Origin of the sequence: Demequina pelophila (genome assembly GCF_000971175.1) — a bacterium.
Classification (GTDB): domain Bacteria; phylum Actinomycetota; class Actinomycetes; order Actinomycetales; family Demequinaceae; genus Demequina; species Demequina pelophila.
In genome coordinates, this window is the sequence record NZ_BBLY01000005.1 from 318,875 (window position 1) to 334,422 (window position 15,548).

The following is a 15,548-nucleotide window of genomic DNA, read 5'->3' on the forward strand; positions in this document are numbered from 1 at the left end:
CGCCCCGACCTGACACTGCGAAGGTCCCGGGCGCCCGAAAACGACCCGCGGCACACCCGCGTGAGGAGGATTCCCATGGCCGACAGCAGTTTCGACGTCGTGAGCAAGGTGGACCAGCAGGAGGTCGACAACGCGCTCAACCAGGCCGCGAAGGAGATCAACCAGCGCTACGACTTCAAGGGCGTGGGCGCCTCGATCGAGTTCTCCGGCGAGAACATCCTCATGAAGGCCAACAGCGAGGAGCGCGTCAAGGCGGTGCTCGACGTGTTCATCGCCAAGCTCGCGAAGCGCCAGATCTCGATGAAGGCGCTCGAGTGGGGCGACCCGCAGCCGTCGGGCAAGGAGTTCCGCCTGGTCGCCTCGGTCAAGGAGGGCATCGCCCAGGACGTCGCCAAGAAGCTCACCAAGCTGGTGCGCGACGAGGGCCCCAAGTCCGTCAAGGCGCTCATCCAGGGCGACGAGCTGCGCGTCACCTCGAAGTCGCGCGACGACCTCCAGGCGACCATCCAGCTGCTCAAGGGTGCGGACGTGGACACCGCGCTGCAGTTCGTCAACTTCCGCTGACGCGCCTCGAAGGGGGCCGATGCGCGGGCCGGGTCCGCGCATCGGCCCCCGTCGCGCATCGGCCCCCGTCGTGCTGGGGCGCCCGCGCGGCGGGCGGTCGCCGGGTCTAGCCTCGAGGCGTGAGGATCCGCGCGATCGACCTGGTCGACGTCCTGGTCTACCTGGTGGTGCTCGGCGCGTTCGTCCAGCTCTTCCCGGACGTGATCTCCGAGACGTTCCTGCTGTCGGTCCTGACGGCGATCCTGCTCAAGGTGGTGCTCGAGCTGGTGATGCGCGTCAAGAAGCGCATCGTGGCCCGCATCCGCGGCTCCCAGACAGCGGCGCTGCGCGCCGTCAATGTGGCCTCGCTGCTGCTGGTGCTGCCGGGCAGCAAGCTCGTCGTGCTCGAACTGGTCGCTCTCGCGTTCGGCGACGCGGTGCGGCTGGGCGGATTCGTCCAGGTCACGGTGCTGATCGTCGCCCTCATGCTCGCGCGGGCCGGGATGCGGCGGCTGCTGGCCGACTGAGCGCCGCGGAGCCGGCACCGGCCCGCCCTCCGGCGCGGCCGCCAGGAACCGCCCGGGTTCAGGCCGGCAGCGGGAAGAGCTCCTCCGCCGGGACCACGGCGGCGGCGCGGCCCGGAGCGGTCTGCTGCGCCCAGTACGCGTTCGTGTGCGCGATCACCTGCTGGGCCGTGGGGGCGTCGTCGCCGGCGCCGTCCTCCGTGGTGTGCGCGTCGCCCACGAGGGTGACGTCGTAGCCGCGGGTGAAGGCGCCGTGGATGGTCGAGCGGATGCACTGGTCGGTCTGCGCGCCGCACACGACCAGGTGGCCCACCGCGGCGTTCGCCAGCACGGCCTCGAGGCCCGTGCCCTCGAAGGCGTCGCCGTGGCGCTTGTGCACCACCGTCTCGCCGTCCTTCATGGTGAGCTCGGGCACGTAGCGCCAGCCCTCGCTGCCCTCGACCAGGCCCTCGTCGGAGTGCTGCACCCACACGACCGGCACGTGGGCCTTGCGGGCCCGCTTCACCAGCGCCTTGATCCGCGCGATCACCTCGTCGCGGTCGTACGCATGCGCCACCACGTCGTTCTGCACGTCGATCACCGCGAGAGCAGTGCCGGGTCGTCCTGCCAGGGTCGTCATCGCCCACCTCCGTGAGGGTCACGGTAGCGGTCCCGACGCCGCGGGGGAAGGACGGCGGCCCGTCGGCAGCGAGCACGGCGCCCCGCCTGCGGCGAGGACGGCGCCCCGCCTGCGGCGAGCACGGCGCCCCGTCGGGAGCGAGCACGCCACCCCGACGGCGAAGCACGGCGCGCTCGGGGGACGCGCCGCGAGGGTCGTCAGGCGATGAAGCCGCGGTGGTTGGCCATGCCCTCGAGCCGCGCGATGCGCTGATCCATGGGCGGGTGGGTGGCGAACAGGTTGGCCATGCCGGGGCCGCGGAACGGGTTCGCGATCATCATGTGCGACACGTTCTCGAGCTCGGGCGAATCCTTGAGCGGCCGCTCCGCGACCCCGCGCTCGAGCTTGCGCAGCGCGCTCGCGAGCGCGAGCGGGTCGCCGGTGAGCCGCGCCCCGTCCTCGTCGGCGTCGTACTCGCGCGTGCGGGAGATCGCCATGCGGATGAGCGACGCGGCGAGCGGCGCGAGGATCAGCATCGCGAGCAGGCCGATCGCCCCGAACGGGTTCTCGCGGTTGTTCGAGCCGCCGCCGAAGAAGAACAGCATCTGCGCGACCGCGGTGATCATGCCCGCGAACGCCGCGGCCACGGAGCCGATGAGGATGTCCCGGTTGTAGACGTGCATGAGCTCGTGGCCCAGGACGCCGCGCAGCTCGCGCTCGTCGAGCAGGCCCAGGATGCCCTCGGTGCAGCACACCGCCGCGTTCTGCGGGTTGCGGCCCGTCGCGAAGGCGTTCGGGGCCGCGGTGGGCGACACGTAGAGCCGCGGCATGGGCTGGTTCGCCTCGCGGCTGAGCTCGCGGACGATGCGGTACATGGCCGGCTGCTCGACCTCGGTCACGGGCCGCGCGTGCATGGCACGGATCGCGAGCTTGTCCGAGTTCCAGTAGCCGAACGCGGTGCCCGCCACGGACAGCCCCGCGAAGAGCCACAGGTAGTGGCCGTTGCCGATGACCACGCCCAGACCCAGCATGACGGCCCACAGCGCGACGAACAGGCCGGTGGTCTTCAGCCCGTTGAAGTACTTCCTGCCCACGTGTCCTCCGTGTCGTCTCGCCCGGTCAACGGGCATGCCGCCCGCCCGGTTCCCGGCGGGACGGGGTCAGATCGACCAGGCGTGCTCGTCGTCGTCCGCGGCGGGATCCGCGCCGCCGGCGGCGGCATCCGCGCCGGACCCGGCCGCCGCATCGTTCCCGGAGACGCGCCCCAGCGCGATGTCCGTCATCTCCTCGCGCGGGACCACCTTGACGCGCTCGCGCCCCTCGGCCTCACCCAGCGCGCGCTCGTGCGCGTCGAGGACCTCCCAGTCCTTCCACTGCACCACGGGCACGCCGCGGTCCTTGAGGAGTCGCAGCAGGTTGTCCGGGCTGAGCTGCGCCGGCGTCGCCCGCGTGTTCGCGTAGAGCGCCGGGGCATCCTCGACGAGGTTGGCGATGGTCTCCTGCGCATCGGACTTGGTGTGGCCGATGAGGCCCACGGGCCCGCGCTTGATCCACCCGGTGGCGTAGAAGCCGGGGACGGCCTCGCCGTCCTCGGTCACCACGCGGCCGGCCTCGTTGCGGATCACGCCGCGGTCGTGGTTGAACGGCACGCCCTCGATCTCGGTGCCCCAGTAGCCCACCGCGCGGTAGACGGCCTGGACCGGGTAGTCGATGAACTCGCCGGTGCCCTTGACGGTGCCGTCGCCCTGCAGGGCGGTGCGCTCCATGCGCACGCCGACGACCCTGCCGTCCTCGCCCAGCACCTCGTGCGGGGCCTGGAGGAAGCGCAGGTGGATGCGGCGAGAGGCGCCCGTGGGCTCCTTGAGCGTCCAGTCGGTCAGGGTCTTGACCACGAGCTTGGTCTGCTTGTTCTTCTCGGCGGCCTCCATCGAGGCCTCGTCGAAGTCGAAGTCCTCGGGGTAGACGATCACGTCCACGTCCGGGACGTGGCCCAGCTCGCGCAGCTCGAGCGGCGAGAACTTGACCTGGGCGGGGCCGCGCCGTCCGAACACGTGGACGTCCGTCACGGGCGAGCCCTTCAGCCCCTCGACCACGTTCGCGGGGACCTCGGTGGGCATGAGGTCGGGCACGTGCTTCGAGAGCACGCGGGCCACGTCGAGCGCCACGTTGCCCACGCCGAACACCGCGACCTCCTTGGCCTCGAGCGGCCAGGTGCGCGGCACATCGGGGTGGCCGTCGTACCAGGACACGAAGTCCGCGGCACCGAACGAGCCCTCGAGGTCGATGCCCGGGATGTCGAGGTCCGCGTCGTGGAACGAGCCGGTCGCGAAGATCACGGCGTCGTAGTGCTCGCGCAGGTCCTCGAGCGTGAGGTCCGTGCCGATGTTCACGTTGGCGAGCAGGCGGATGTCCCCGCGACCCAGGACATTCGCGAGCGCGACGATGATCTGCTTGATGCGCGGGTGGTCCGGCGCGACCCCGTAGCGGACCAGGCCGAACGGCGCGGGCAGGCGCTCGATGATGTCGATCGAGGCATCAAGGTCGGACTTCGACAGGATGTCGGCGGCGTAGGTGCCCGCCGGGCCGGCGCCGATGATGGCGACGCGGAGCGGTCGTTCGGTGGTCACGGAGAGTCCTCGCGGGTCGGAGTGAGGCGCCGCCTGGTGGTCGGGCGCGGTCGCGTCCGACTATATAGACACGACGGCATGACGGAAACCCGCGGACACGGGACGATGCACGGGCCCGGCGGGGCGGCGTGCCACGGGACGATGCGCGGGCCGGGCGGGGAGGTCCCGGCCGGGGGATCGGGCGCGCGACCCCCGCCTCAGTCCCGCTGGGCGGCCTCGGCCTCGGCGAGGCCGGCGTGGCCGGCCAGCCGCACGGTGGTGAGCAGGGTGAGCTCGGTGAGGTTCTCCCCCGCGGCCGCGAGCCGATCCACCAGGTCCTCGTAGAGGCGCAGCGTGCGCGGCGAGTAGGTGCCCAGCTCGCCGCGCAGGTAGGTCTCGAACGAGGTGTCCGCGACCGTGTCCTGGTCCGAGGTGAGCAGCCGCATCGCGTCGCCCAGGCGGGGGTAGCGCGAGCGGAAGTCCCGCGCCCACGCCACCTGCGCGGCGATGATCCGCTCCTGGACGGCCACGCGCGCCGTCGACAGGCGCGGCAGGTGCGACTCGATGTCGCGCGCGTACCGCTCGGGCTCCGCCGAGGCCATCATGCGCCCGTACTTCTCCGTGAGCAGGTTGCGGCCCAGCGCGTCGGCCTCGTCGAGGTCACGCGCGTACGAGTCGAGCAGCCGCTGCGGCCAGGTGAGGAACTGGCTGATGCGCATCTGGTGGAAGGTGGGCCAGTCGTCCTGGCAGTTCGCGCGCCCGCCCTCGTTCGCGACCACCTGGAACTGGCGCCACTCGTGCCGCACGATCTCCTCGGCGCGGTCGAGGCGGCGCCCGGCCGCGGCATCGTCCCGAGGCCCGTCGACGCCCGCCCCGCCGGCCGGCCGCGCCTCGAAGGGCGTCGCGGCGCTCACTGCGCCGCCAGCCACGGGTCGGAGATGCGCGCCGCCAGCTGCGGGCGGTGGTGCTCGAGGAAGTCGGAGTCGGACTCGGTGAGGCCCTGGACGCGCAGCTCCTCGACGAAGGCCGCGCACACGCCGGCGATCGCGGCCTCGAGCCCGGCGCGCGCGGGCCCGGCGCCCTTGCCGCCCTCCCCGAAGCCGGCGCCGCCGAAGCATGCCGCGGACGCGAGCCTCAGCGCGTCCTCGAGCCCGCCGACCACACCGGGCAGCCGCGAGGCGGGCCGCGCCGCGAGCGCGCGCAGCGCCGCGAAGTGCCACTTGTAGTAGGGCAGGTAGCCCACCGAGGTGGGGCCGTTGAGCAGGAAGACGAGCGATGCGGAGGCCTGGGCGAACTCCCCCACGGCGAGCCACGCGGCGGCGCCGTCGCCCCGGTCGAGCATGCGCGGCACGTTGTACTGGCCGGCCTGCGCCACCATCCCCAGGCGGCGCGAGACGAGCGCGAGGCGCACGTCCTGCGGCATGCGCTGGAAGCCCCCGCGGGCCTTGCCGAAGGCGCCCAGCGGGTCCGCGAACACGCGCCCGTTGGTCGCGGCGGCGAGCGTGGCCTCGTCGAGGAGGAGCCACTCGTGCGCCGTCGTGGGCGCCTGGGGCCGGCCGGTCAGCGACGTGAAGAACTCGCCCACCTCGAACACGCCCACCCGACGACCCTCGCCGCGCGCCCGCGTGGTCTCGAGGCGCGCGGGGAAGCCCAGGAACTCGCGGGGCAGGGCCTCGTAGTCGGCCTGGAGACGGTCGCCGATCTGGGCGTGGTCCGCGGCCGTGAGCCACAGGCAGAAGCCCGGCCCGAAGTCGTGGTCGCGCGACGCCGCGTCGTCGAAGCCGTAGCAGTCCGAGCCGTGCCCCACGAGCCCCGCCGCGATGCGCCCGCGGTACTCGGGGTAGCGCTCCTCGAGCATCGGCCGACCGTGCTCCTCCCAGTAGCGGCGCGCGAGCTCGAGGCCGGAGATGTCGGGAAGGGCTGCCTGGTCGAAGGGTTTGACGGGGTCCGGGCGGGCGGGCGTGACGGGGGACGATGCGGCGGGCCGGGACGGCGCGGACGCCGCCCGGGCGGCGGCGGAGTCGGGAGCCGGGGCGGCGGGGTCGGGAGCCGGGGCGGCGGTCGGGCGGGCGTCTGTCCCGCCAGCGGCCTCGCGCGCCTGGGCGAGGTTCTCCGCCGTGACCCGGTACGCATCCGTGTCCTCGCCGTAGCACTCGGCGATGATGCCGAGCGCGTCCTCGTACAGGGCGGCGGCGTCCGCGGGGCGCCCCATGCGGAAGCTCGCCTCGGCCTGGCCCGCGAGCGCGGCGGCGAAGTGCGGGTCCCGTTCGTGGCCGCCGCGGCGGCAGATCTCGATCGAGCGGGCGGCGTGCTCGCCGGCGCGGTCCTGCTCGCCGCGCGAGTACTCGACGAGGGCCAGATTGGTCAGCGTGGTGGCCACGTCGAGGTCCCCGCCCGGATCGACGGAGGTGGCCTCGAGGATCGCGAGCGCCGCCTCGAGCTCCGCGGCCGCCTCGTCGAGCGCGCCGGTCTCGGAATGGAGGATCGACAGGTTGTTGTGCAGGGCTGCGAGCCGGCGGTCGGTCGCGCCCATCGTCGCGCGGGAGGCCTCGAGCGCGTCGCGGTAGACGCCCTTCGCCTCGTCGTGCAGGCCCGCGGCGCGCAGCGCCGTCGCCGCGTTGATGAGCGTCGTGGCGTACGCCTCCGAGCCGGCGAGGCCCAGCGCATCGGCGAGGGCGAGAGCGTCCCGCGCGGCGGACACCGCCTCGTCGTGCCGGCTGACCGAGCGCCAGAATCCCATCATCTCGTTGAGGATCGTGAGGCGCGCACCCAGGTCGCCCAGGCCCTCCGCGTGGGCGAGCGCGGCCCGCAGGTGGCGCTCGGCGGCGTCGGGCCCGCGGCGTCCGGCGAAGATCGCGTCGAGCTCGCGCAGGAACGCGTCGAGGTCGAATCGGGCGGCTCCACCTGCGGGAACGGTCATCGGGAGAACTCAGCCCCTTCGTCGGGCGGCGGATGGCGGGGACGGCGCCGCGCTTCGAGTCTAGGGGCGCGCACGGACATTGCGGACAGGTGTCCACCGGGTGCATTTGCTGTGAATGTCCGGTGAAAAGTGTGTATAGGGGCCCAAGTCCCTTCTCAAACCTGACATAACGATGCAACCCTAGGGGGTATGACCTTCGTTGAGCCGCGACCGTCCACGCGCTCCCTCCCCACCGCGAAGCCGGCCGTCGCCACGCGCGCGGTCGTGCGCGACCTCGCGTCGACCCCCCTCGTCGGGACCCCGGGGACCGGCGCCGCCGGCCCCGTCCTGCTGCCCGGCCTCGACTACCTGGCAGACCTGATCGGCCGCGTGCGCCGCGCGCGCCGCCGCGTCCGCCTCACCACGCTCACGCTCGCCGACGGCGCGCTCACCGGTGCGCTCATCGACGCCCTGGTCGAGGCCGCCCACCGCGGCGTCGACGTGTGCGTCCAGGCGGACACGTTCACCTACCGCGACTCGGCGACCACCGTGCTCCCGCGCCAGGTCCCCACGCGCTCGCGCCGCGCCGCCGCCGCGCTGGCCGCCCGCATCCGCGAGGCGGGCGGCACCTTCACGTGGCTGGGCACCGAGCGCGGCCTGCTGTTCAAGGGCCGCACCCACACCAAGCTCACCGTGGTGGACGACGCGGTGTACGCGTTCGGCGGCGTCAACCTCGACGACAAGGGCGTCACCAACGTCGACTTCATGCTCCGCTTCGAGGACGCGGCGATGGCCGATGCGCTGGCGGACGTGCATGGCGGCATCCGCGACGTCAACGTGGCGCCCCGGCCCGCATCGTTCTCCCTGGACCACCACCACGGCGAGGTGCTGGTCGACGAGGGCGCGAAGGGCGACTCGATCATCTACGACCGGGCGCTCGAGGTCGTGAGCGAGGCCGAGGAGGTCACGCTGGTCTCGCAGTACTGCCCCACCGGCGAACTGGGCCGCGCCATCAAGGCCCGCGAGCACCGGATCTACTTCAACCGCCCGGAGCACGCGTCGCCGTTCAACCGGATCCTCATCGCCTCCTCGATGATGACCACCGGCACCCAGACCTCGTACACCCACAGCGACTACCTGCACGCCAAGGTGATCATCGCGCGCATGCCCGACGGCACCCGCGCCGCGATCACCGGCTCGCACAACTTCGTGTGGCGCGGGGTCGAGTACGGCACGCGCGAGATCGCGCTGCTCACCCGCCACGAGCCCAGCATCGACGCGATCGAGACCTTCGTGAACGCCGAGGTCCACGCGCGCGGCGCGGAGGACTGACACCCCGCCCCCACACACCCCCGGGGGCATATCCCCTGGTAGGCGGGCCGCACATCGTCCCCTGCCAGGGGTTCCCAAGCGCGCACCGGTGTGCCATCATCGCCGCATGGCAACCGTGACCAACGTCCCGACTCTCGTCGGCGCGCGTCGCTGTGCCATGTGTCCGCAGGCCTGAGCCGCCCACGGATCCCCTTCCCGCATCCTGGGCGCTCGGCCACCGAGCGCACACGCCTGCGCGCTCGAGGGCCGCGGCGCCCGCCGACTTCCAGGAGCACCGGTGAGCCCCGACACCACCACCCCGGCGCCGACGAGCACCCCCTCCGAGGCCGACGAGCGCCGCCGCCAGCGCGAGGAGGCGCGCCTCATCCGCACCCGCGAGGCCGCCGCGCGCCGCGGCACCGCGGCCAAGGACGGCCAGTGGGCGTCGGGCGACCGCACGCCGCTGAACCCCAATGAGGAGTTCAAGGCCACGTCCGACCCCCTCGCGGTGCGCCACCGCATCGAGACCATGTACGCGCGGTGGGGGTTCTGGTCCATCCCGCCCACGGACCTGCGCGGCCGCTTCCGCTGGTGGGGGCTGTACACGCAGCGCCGGCCCGGGATCGACGGCGGGCGCACCGCGTCGCTCGAGCCCCACCAGCTGGACGACGAGTACTTCATGCTGCGGGTGCGCTCGGACGGCGGCCAGCTCACGGTCGCGCAGGCGCGCGCCATCGCGGGGATCTCCCAGGAGTTCGGGCGGGACACCGCCGACGTCTCCGACCGCCAGAACATCCAGCTGCACTGGATCCGGGTCGAGGACGTGCCGGAGATCTTCCGCCGCGTCGAGGAGGTCGGACTGTTCACCACAGAGGCGTGCGGCGACTCGCCCCGCGTGATCCTGGGCTCGCCGCTGGCGGGCGTCGCGAAGGACGAGCTCATCGATCCCACGCCGCAGATCCAGGCGATCATCGACCGCGGGATCGGGAACCCGGAGTTCTCGAACCTGCCGCGCAAGTTCAAGTCCGCGATCTCGGGGATGCGGATCCCGGACATCGTCCACGAGGTGCAGGACATCGCGTTCGTCGCGGTCGAGCACCCCGAGCTGGGCGTGGGCTACGACCTGTGGGTGGGCGGCGGGCTGTCCATCAACCCGCACCTGGGCGTGCGGCTGGGAGCGTTCGTCGAGCCGGATCGCGTCGCCGACGTGTGGGCCGGCGTGATCGGCATCTTCCGCGACCACGGCTACCGCCGGCTGCGCACCCGCGCGCGGCTGAAGTTCCTGGTCAAGGCCTGGGGAGCGGAGAAGTTCCGCCAGGTGCTGCAGGACGACTACCTGGGCTGGGAGCTGCCCGACGGCCCCGGGCCCGCGGTGCCGGCGCCCGGGGACCGCGGCGACCACGTGGGCATCCACGAGCAGCGCGACGGCCGCTACTACGTGGGCGCCGCCCCCGTGGCGGGGCGCATCTCCGGCACCAAGCTCGCGGCCATCGCGGACCTTGCCGAGGCCGCGGGCTCGGACCGGATCCGGCTCACGCCGCTGCAGAAGATCGTGGTGCTCGACGTGCCGGAGGAGCGGGTGAACGACGTGGTCAACGGGCTGCGCGCGCTCGAGCTCGAGGCCGCGCCCGGCGAGTTCCACCGCAACGTCATGGCCTGCACCGGCATCGAGTACTGCAAGCTCGCGATCGTCGAGACCAAGGCCACGGCGCGCGAGGTGGTCAAGGAGCTCGACGCCGCGTTCCCCGGCCTCGACTCCCCCATCTCCGTGCACGTCAACGGCTGCCCCAACTCGTGCGCCCGCATCCAGGTCGCGGACATCGGCTTCAAGGGCCAGCTGGTGCTGGACGACGAGACCGGCGAGCAGGTGCCGGGCTTCCAGGTGCACCTGGGCGGGCGGCTGGGGCGCGGCGAGGACAACGACTTCGGCCGCAAGCTCCGCGGCCACAAGGTCAAGGCCGACGGCATGCCCGCCTACGTCTCGCGCGTCACCCGCCACTACCTCGAGACGCGCACGGCCGGCGAGACCTTCGCCGACTGGGCGTTCCGCGCCGACGAGGAGCAGTTGCGATGACAACCCCGCTCACCCTGCTCAACCCCGCGTCCTGGGACGCGTCCACGTGCGCGGAGGTGGACGCCCGGCTGACCAGCGCGTCCGCGGAGCACATCGCGGACTGGGCGGTCGCGACCTTCGGGTCGCGGCTCGCGGTCGCCGGGTCGATGCAGGACACGGTGCTGCCCCACCTGCTCGGGACCCGGCTTCCCGGCGTGGACGTGCTCTTCCTCGACACGGGCTATCACTTCCCCGAGACCCTCGCGACGCGCGACGAGGCCGCGCGCGCGTTCGAGATCACCGTGGTGAACGTGACGCCGACGACCACCGTGGCGGAGCAGGACGCGGCCCTGGGCCGCGACCTGTTCGCCCGCGACCCGGGCCTGTGCTGCCGGCTGCGCAAGATGGAGCCGCTCGCCCGGGCCCTGTCCGGCTACGACGCGTGGATCACCGGCGCGCGCCGGGTCGATGCCGCGACCCGGTCCGAGCTGCCGGTGGTGAGCTGGGACGAGCGCCACGGCCTGGTGAAGATCAACCCCCTGGCGCTGTGGGACGACGCGGCGGTCGAGTCCTACCAGGAGCGTCACGGGCTGCCCCGCAATCCCCTGGTCGCGCAGGGCTACCCGTCGATCGGCTGCGCGCCCTGCACCCGCGCGGTCGCGCCCGGCGAGGACCCCCGCGCGGGGCGCTGGTCCGGCCAGGACAAGACCGAGTGCGGCATCCATGTCACCTGAACCCGTGCATCGTCCCCCGGCACCCGGCCGTCCGCACCCGACCCCGTCCCCCGTGCTCCCCAGAACGGCACCCGGCCATCGCATCGTCCCCACCAGCGAGGAACCATGACCCATCACTCCCCCGCCCGCGCGAGCACGCTCGACGTGCTCGAATCCGAGGGCATCCACATCATCCGCGAGGCGGCCGGCGGCGCGCGCCGGCCCGTGCTCCTGTTCTCCGGGGGGAAGGACTCGGTGGTGGTGCTGCACCTGGCCGCCAAGGCCTTCTGGCCGGGCCGCGTGCCGTTCAACCTGCTCCACGTCGACACCGGGTACAACTTCGACGAGGTGCTCGACTTCCGCGACCGCACGGTCGCGCGGCTGGGCCTGCGGCTCACCGTCGCGCGGGTGCAGGACTACATCGACGACGGCCGCCTGCGCGAGCGGCCCGACGGCACCCGCAATCCCCTCCAGACCATCCCGCTGCTCGACGCGATCGCGGGGCACGGCTACGACGTGGTGTTCGGCGGCGCGCGCCGCGACGAGGAGAAGGCGCGCGCGAAGGAGCGCGTGGTGAGCCTGCGCGACGAGTTCGGCCAGTGGGACCCGCGCCAGCAGCGGCCCGAGCTGTGGAACCTCTACAACGCGCGGCATCTGCCCGGCCAGCACGTGCGCGTGTTCCCGCTGTCCAACTGGACCGAGCTGGACGTGTGGCGCTACATCGCCCGCGAGCGCATCGAGCTGCCGTCGCTGTACTTCGCGCACGAGCGCGAGGTGCTGCGCCGGGACGGGATGTGGCTGGCGCCGCATCACTCGGTGCGCGCGCGGGCCGGCGAGGCCGCGGTGGCGCGGCGGGTCCGCTACCGCACCGTGGGCGACGCGAGCTGCACCGGCGCCGTCGAGTCCGACGCCGCTACGCTCGAGCAGATCATCGCGGAGGTCGCGTCGACGCGGCTCACCGAGCGCGGCGCCACGCGCGCCGACGACCGCCTCTCCGAGGCCGCCATGGAGGATCGCAAGAAGGTGGGGTACTTCTGATGACCACGACGACCACGACGTCGACCGAGCCCGACGCCCCGGCGCCGTCCCTGCTGCGCTTCGCGACCGCCGGGTCCGTCGACGACGGCAAGTCCACCCTGGTGGGGCGGCTGCTGCACGACACGAAGTCGATCCTCGCGGACGCCTACGAGTCCGTGGAGCGCGCGAGCCGGTCCCGCGGCGCGGAGACGGTCGACCTCGCGCTCCTCACGGACGGGCTGCGCGCCGAGCGCGAGCAGGGCATCACCATCGACGTGGCCTACCGCTACTTCTCCACGCCGCGGCGCACCTTCATCCTGGCCGACTGCCCCGGGCACGTGCAGTACACGCGCAACGCGATCACCGGCGCCTCGACGGCCGACGCGCTCGTGGTGCTCGTCGACGCCCGCTACGGCGTGGTCGAGCAGACGCGCCGGCACCTCGCGGTGGCGGCGCTGCTGCGGGTGCCGCACGTGATCGTGGCGGTGAACAAGATCGACCTGCTCGACTTCGCGGCGGGCCCCTTCGAGACCATCGCCCGCCGAGTCCGCTCGCACGCCGAGGCGCTGGGCCTGCCGGACGTGGTCGCGGTGCCGGTGAGCGCGCTGCACGGCGACAACGTGGCCGTGCGCTCCGAGCGGACCCCCTGGTACGAGGGCCCCACGGTGCTGGAGGCGCTCGAGACCGCGCCGAGCGTCGACGAGGCGGCGGTTGCCGGGGCCGGGGGTGGTGCGGGGGCCGGGGGTGTTGGCTCGGCCGGGGATGTTGCCGGGGCCGGGGAAGGACTCGAGGCGAGCGCCGGGGCCGATGCTCGGGCCGGCTGGCGGTTCCCGGTCCAGCTGGTGCTGCGCCCCCAGGACGCGGCCATCGCGCCCGAGTTCCGCGAGTACCGCGGCTACGCGGGCCAGGTCGCGGAGGGCACCGTGCGCGTGGGCGACGCGGTGGTGGTGCAGCCGTCGGGCTCCCGCACCACCATCGCCGCGATCGACACCGCGGACGGGCCCCTGCGGGAGGCGGGCGCCGGGAGGTCGGTCGCCGTGCGGCTCGCGGACGACGTCGACGTGGCACGTGGGGACCTGTTGAGCTCGGTGGACGATGCGGCGCCCGCCGCGCGCCGATTCCACGCCCACGTCGCATGGCTGGCGGAGCGTCCCCTGCGGGTGCGCGACCGGGTGCTGGTGCAGCACGGCTCGGCCGTGGTGCAGGCGATGGTCGCGTCGATCGACGGGGTGCTCGACATCGCGCTTCCGGGGGGCACACTCGATTCCTCGATCCGCGCGGGCCACGAGCTGCTGCTCAACGACATCGGCGTGGTCGAGCTGCAGCTCGCCCAGCCGCTGGCGGTGGAGGACTATGGCCGCCATCGTCGTACCGGAGCCTTCGTCCTCGTGGACCCGCAGGACGGCGCGACCCTCGCGGCGGGCACCGCGCGGGCCCAAGCCCCGGGATCCGCGAGCGACGCGTACGTGCGCATCTGATGAGCGCCTCGGTGGTCCTCGAGGACGTCGCCCAGGCCTTCTCGGGCCCGGGCGGCGGGACGCGCCTCGCGCTCGACGGGGTGAGCCTCGAGGTGGCCGCCGGCGAGTTCGCATGCGTCGTGGGCCCGTCCGGCTGCGGCAAGTCGACGCTACTCGACCTGGTGGCCGGCCACACGCGGCCGCTGCGGGGCTCGGTCGCCGTGGGCGGCGCACCTGTCGCGGGGCCGGGCGCGGACCGGGTGATGGTGTTCCAGGAGCCGGCGCTGTTCCCCTGGCTGTCCGTGGCGGACAACGTGGGCTTCGGGCTCAAGCAGACGGGCGTTTCCGCGGGTGAGCGCGCCGCGGCCGTGTCCCACTGGCTCGCCAGGGTGGGGCTCGCGGAGGCGGCCGCGCTGCACCCGCATCAGCTGTCGGGAGGGATGCGGCAGCGGGCCGCGCTCGCGCGCGCCTTCGCGATGCGGCCGCAAGTGCTCCTCATGGACGAGCCGTTCAGCGCGCTCGACGCCCCCGCGCGGGACCGGCTCCACGTCGACCTGCAGGACCTGTGGGCGGAGGCCGGCACCACCGTCGTGTTCGTGACCCACAACGTGCGCGAGGCCGTCGCGCTCGGCGACCGCGTCGTGGTGCTCGCGAGCGGGCCGGGGCGCGTGATCGGCGAGGTGGAGGTGGGGCTCCGGCGCCCCCGGGTGGTCGAGTCGACCACGGTCGTCGGGCTCGCCCAGGAGGTGCGCCGCCTCCTCGACGCCGCGGACCAGCTGGGCATCGGGACTCCGCGCGTCGGGAGGGACGGGCATGTCGTCATCTGAGGCCGCCGCGTCGTCCCCCCGAGCGCCGGGACGGGTCCGCGGGTCGGGGTCACGCGGCCGTGGGCTTGCGTCACGCGGCCGTGGACGGGCCCCGGCCCGGGGCTCCTGGGCCGCGGCCGCCCCCGCGGCGCGGCGCCTACTCCCCGTGGGCGTCGTGGGGCTGGTGCTGCTGGGCGCGTGGGCGCTGGCCGGAGCCATGGCCGATGCGCTCCCCGGCCCCGGCGCGACCCTCGCCGAGCTCGCCGCGATGGCGGGCGACGGCCGCGCCCTCTCGATCGGCTGGCGCGTCGCGGCCTTCATGGGCGGCTGTTTCGCGGCCGCAGCGGCCGCGGGCGTGGCGCTCGGGCTCGTGCTCGGTGCGCACCCCGCGCTCGATCGGGGTGCATCTCCCTACCTGGCCGCGCTGCAGGCGATGCCGACCTCGATGTGGGTCCCCGTCGCGGCCATCGTGCTGGGCACCTCGCCGTGGTCGCTCGCCGCGGTGGTGAGCGTGGGAGCGATGCCGGCGATCATGCTGGCCACCCGGACGGCGGTGAAGAACGTGCCGCCGCTGCTGCTGCGCGCGGGTCGGACCTTCGGGGCGCGGGGTTGGGGACTGATGCGTCAGGTGACGCTGCCCGCGGCGCTGCCCGGCATCGTCACCGGGCTCGAGCTGGGCTGGTCGATCGCGTTCCGCTGCCTGGTCGCCGGCGAGATCTTCTCGGGGGCGCTCTCCGGGACCGGGATCGGCGACGTGATCTTCCGCTCCCGCGAGAGCGGCGACCTCACGGAGATGATGGCGACCATCCTCATCGTGCTCGCGTTCACGATGACGGTCGACAGGCTCGTGTTCGCGCGGGCGCAGCACCGGTTGCGTTCCTCCCGCGGCCTCGTCGACGCGGGGCTGCCCCACTGACCCGGGCCCGCCGAATTGGTGCGGGCCACCCGGCCACCCGGCCACCCGGCCACCCGGCCACCCGGCCACCCGGCCACCCGGCCACCGCATCGTCCCCCGCCACCC

At 73.6% G+C, this 15,548-nt stretch carries 14 protein-coding genes; 9 read left to right on the forward strand and 5 right to left on the reverse strand.

Annotated elements, in window-relative coordinates:
• The first annotated feature begins 75 nt into the window (after positions 1–75).
• Together AOM03_RS09530 and AOM03_RS09535 are read left to right on the forward strand one after the other, a co-directional pair.
• Positions 76–564, forward strand: a complete 489-nt coding sequence (locus tag AOM03_RS09530) for a YajQ family cyclic di-GMP-binding protein (protein ID WP_062380694.1) — start codon at positions 76–78, stop codon at positions 562–564.
• A 119-nt stretch (positions 565–683) separates the two neighbouring features.
• Positions 684–1,070, forward strand: coding sequence for a hypothetical protein (locus tag AOM03_RS09535; protein WP_062380695.1), 387 nt, complete (start codon positions 684–686; stop codon positions 1,068–1,070).
• Between the two features lie 58 nt (positions 1,071–1,128).
• Here the strand turns inward: AOM03_RS09535 and AOM03_RS09540 are convergent, their stop codons facing one another.
• The 5 genes from AOM03_RS09540 to AOM03_RS09560 all read right to left on the reverse strand — a co-directional run bounded on the left by AOM03_RS09540 (position 1,129) and on the right by AOM03_RS09560 (position 7,191).
• The gene (locus tag AOM03_RS09540; protein ID WP_062380696.1) at positions 1,129–1,686 is read right to left on the reverse strand and encodes a cysteine hydrolase family protein; all 558 of its coding nucleotides are present in this window, start codon (positions 1,684–1,686) and stop codon (positions 1,129–1,131) included.
• A gap of 197 nt (positions 1,687–1,883) precedes the next feature.
• A complete protein-coding gene (htpX, locus tag AOM03_RS09545) occupies positions 1,884–2,795 on the reverse strand; it encodes a zinc metalloprotease HtpX (protein ID WP_062380697.1) in 912 nt (303 codons plus the stop codon).
• A 30-nt stretch (positions 2,796–2,825) separates the two neighbouring features.
• Entirely contained in the window at positions 2,826–4,292 is a 1,467-nt protein-coding gene (locus AOM03_RS09550; RefSeq protein WP_082092297.1) for an FAD-dependent oxidoreductase, read from the reverse strand.
• A gap of 197 nt (positions 4,293–4,489) precedes the next feature.
• Positions 4,490–5,185 carry a DUF4125 family protein gene (locus tag AOM03_RS09555; RefSeq protein ID WP_082092298.1) on the reverse strand — a complete coding sequence of 232 codons (696 nt, stop codon included), beginning with the start codon at positions 5,183–5,185 and terminating at the stop codon, positions 4,490–4,492.
• A complete protein-coding gene (locus tag AOM03_RS09560; RefSeq protein WP_062380698.1) occupies positions 5,182–7,191 on the reverse strand; it encodes a DUF4037 domain-containing protein in 2,010 nt (669 codons plus the stop codon). The genes AOM03_RS09555 and AOM03_RS09560 overlap by 4 nt, the downstream gene beginning before the upstream one ends.
• 189 nt (positions 7,192–7,380) lie before the next feature.
• Here AOM03_RS09560 and AOM03_RS09565 point away from each other — a divergent pair, with 189 nt between their 5' ends.
• The 7 genes from AOM03_RS09565 to AOM03_RS09595 all read left to right on the forward strand — a co-directional run bounded on the left by AOM03_RS09565 (position 7,381) and on the right by AOM03_RS09595 (position 15,443).
• Positions 7,381–8,502, forward strand: coding sequence for a phospholipase D-like domain-containing protein (locus tag AOM03_RS09565; protein WP_062380700.1), 1,122 nt, complete (start codon positions 7,381–7,383; stop codon positions 8,500–8,502).
• Positions 8,503–8,779: 277 nt separating this feature from the next.
• Positions 8,780–10,555, forward strand: coding sequence for a nitrite/sulfite reductase (locus AOM03_RS09570; protein ID WP_156157694.1), 1,776 nt, complete (start codon positions 8,780–8,782; stop codon positions 10,553–10,555).
• Positions 10,552–11,268, forward strand: a complete 717-nt coding sequence (locus AOM03_RS09575; protein ID WP_062380706.1) for a phosphoadenylyl-sulfate reductase — start codon at positions 10,552–10,554, stop codon at positions 11,266–11,268. Before AOM03_RS09570 ends, AOM03_RS09575 begins: the two co-directional genes overlap by 4 nt.
• A 105-nt stretch (positions 11,269–11,373) precedes the next feature.
• Positions 11,374–12,285 (forward strand): sulfate adenylyltransferase subunit CysD, encoded by a 912-nt coding sequence (gene cysD, locus AOM03_RS09580; RefSeq protein ID WP_062380708.1) that lies wholly within the window; start codon positions 11,374–11,376, stop codon positions 12,283–12,285.
• Entirely contained in the window at positions 12,285–13,742 is a 1,458-nt protein-coding gene (locus AOM03_RS09585) for a sulfate adenylyltransferase subunit 1 (RefSeq protein WP_062380709.1), read from the forward strand. Before cysD ends, AOM03_RS09585 begins: the two co-directional genes overlap by 1 nt.
• A complete protein-coding gene (locus tag AOM03_RS09590; RefSeq protein ID WP_062380711.1) occupies positions 13,742–14,548 on the forward strand; it encodes an ABC transporter ATP-binding protein in 807 nt (268 codons plus the stop codon). The genes AOM03_RS09585 and AOM03_RS09590 overlap by 1 nt, the downstream gene beginning before the upstream one ends.
• A 145-nt stretch (positions 14,549–14,693) precedes the next feature.
• Positions 14,694–15,443 (forward strand): ABC transporter permease, encoded by a 750-nt coding sequence (locus tag AOM03_RS09595; RefSeq protein ID WP_062380713.1) that lies wholly within the window; start codon positions 14,694–14,696, stop codon positions 15,441–15,443.
• The last annotated feature ends 105 nt before the right edge of the window (positions 15,444–15,548 follow it).

What these genes read in the sequence shown, in the direction of transcription:
- AOM03_RS09530 (WP_062380694.1), top strand. Translation starts at nt 76, where the DNA reads ATGGCCGACAGCAGTTTCGACGTCGTGAGCAAGGTGGACCAGCAGGAG.
- AOM03_RS09540 (WP_062380696.1), bottom strand. Translation starts at nt 1,686, where the DNA reads ATGACGACCCTGGCAGGACGACCCGGCACTGCTCTCGCGGTGATCGAC.
- htpX (WP_062380697.1), bottom strand. Translation starts at nt 2,795, where the DNA reads ATGCCCGTTGACCGGGCGAGACGACACGGAGGACACGTGGGCAGGAAG.
- AOM03_RS09560 (WP_062380698.1), bottom strand. Translation starts at nt 7,191, where the DNA reads ATGACCGTTCCCGCAGGTGGAGCCGCCCGATTCGACCTCGACGCGTTC.
- AOM03_RS09565 (WP_062380700.1), top strand. Translation starts at nt 7,381, where the DNA reads ATGACCTTCGTTGAGCCGCGACCGTCCACGCGCTCCCTCCCCACCGCG.
- AOM03_RS09575 (WP_062380706.1), top strand. Translation starts at nt 10,552, where the DNA reads ATGACAACCCCGCTCACCCTGCTCAACCCCGCGTCCTGGGACGCGTCC.
- cysD (WP_062380708.1), top strand. Translation starts at nt 11,374, where the DNA reads ATGACCCATCACTCCCCCGCCCGCGCGAGCACGCTCGACGTGCTCGAA.
- AOM03_RS09585 (WP_062380709.1), top strand. Translation starts at nt 12,285, where the DNA reads ATGACCACGACGACCACGACGTCGACCGAGCCCGACGCCCCGGCGCCG.
- AOM03_RS09590 (WP_062380711.1), top strand. Translation starts at nt 13,742, where the DNA reads ATGAGCGCCTCGGTGGTCCTCGAGGACGTCGCCCAGGCCTTCTCGGGC.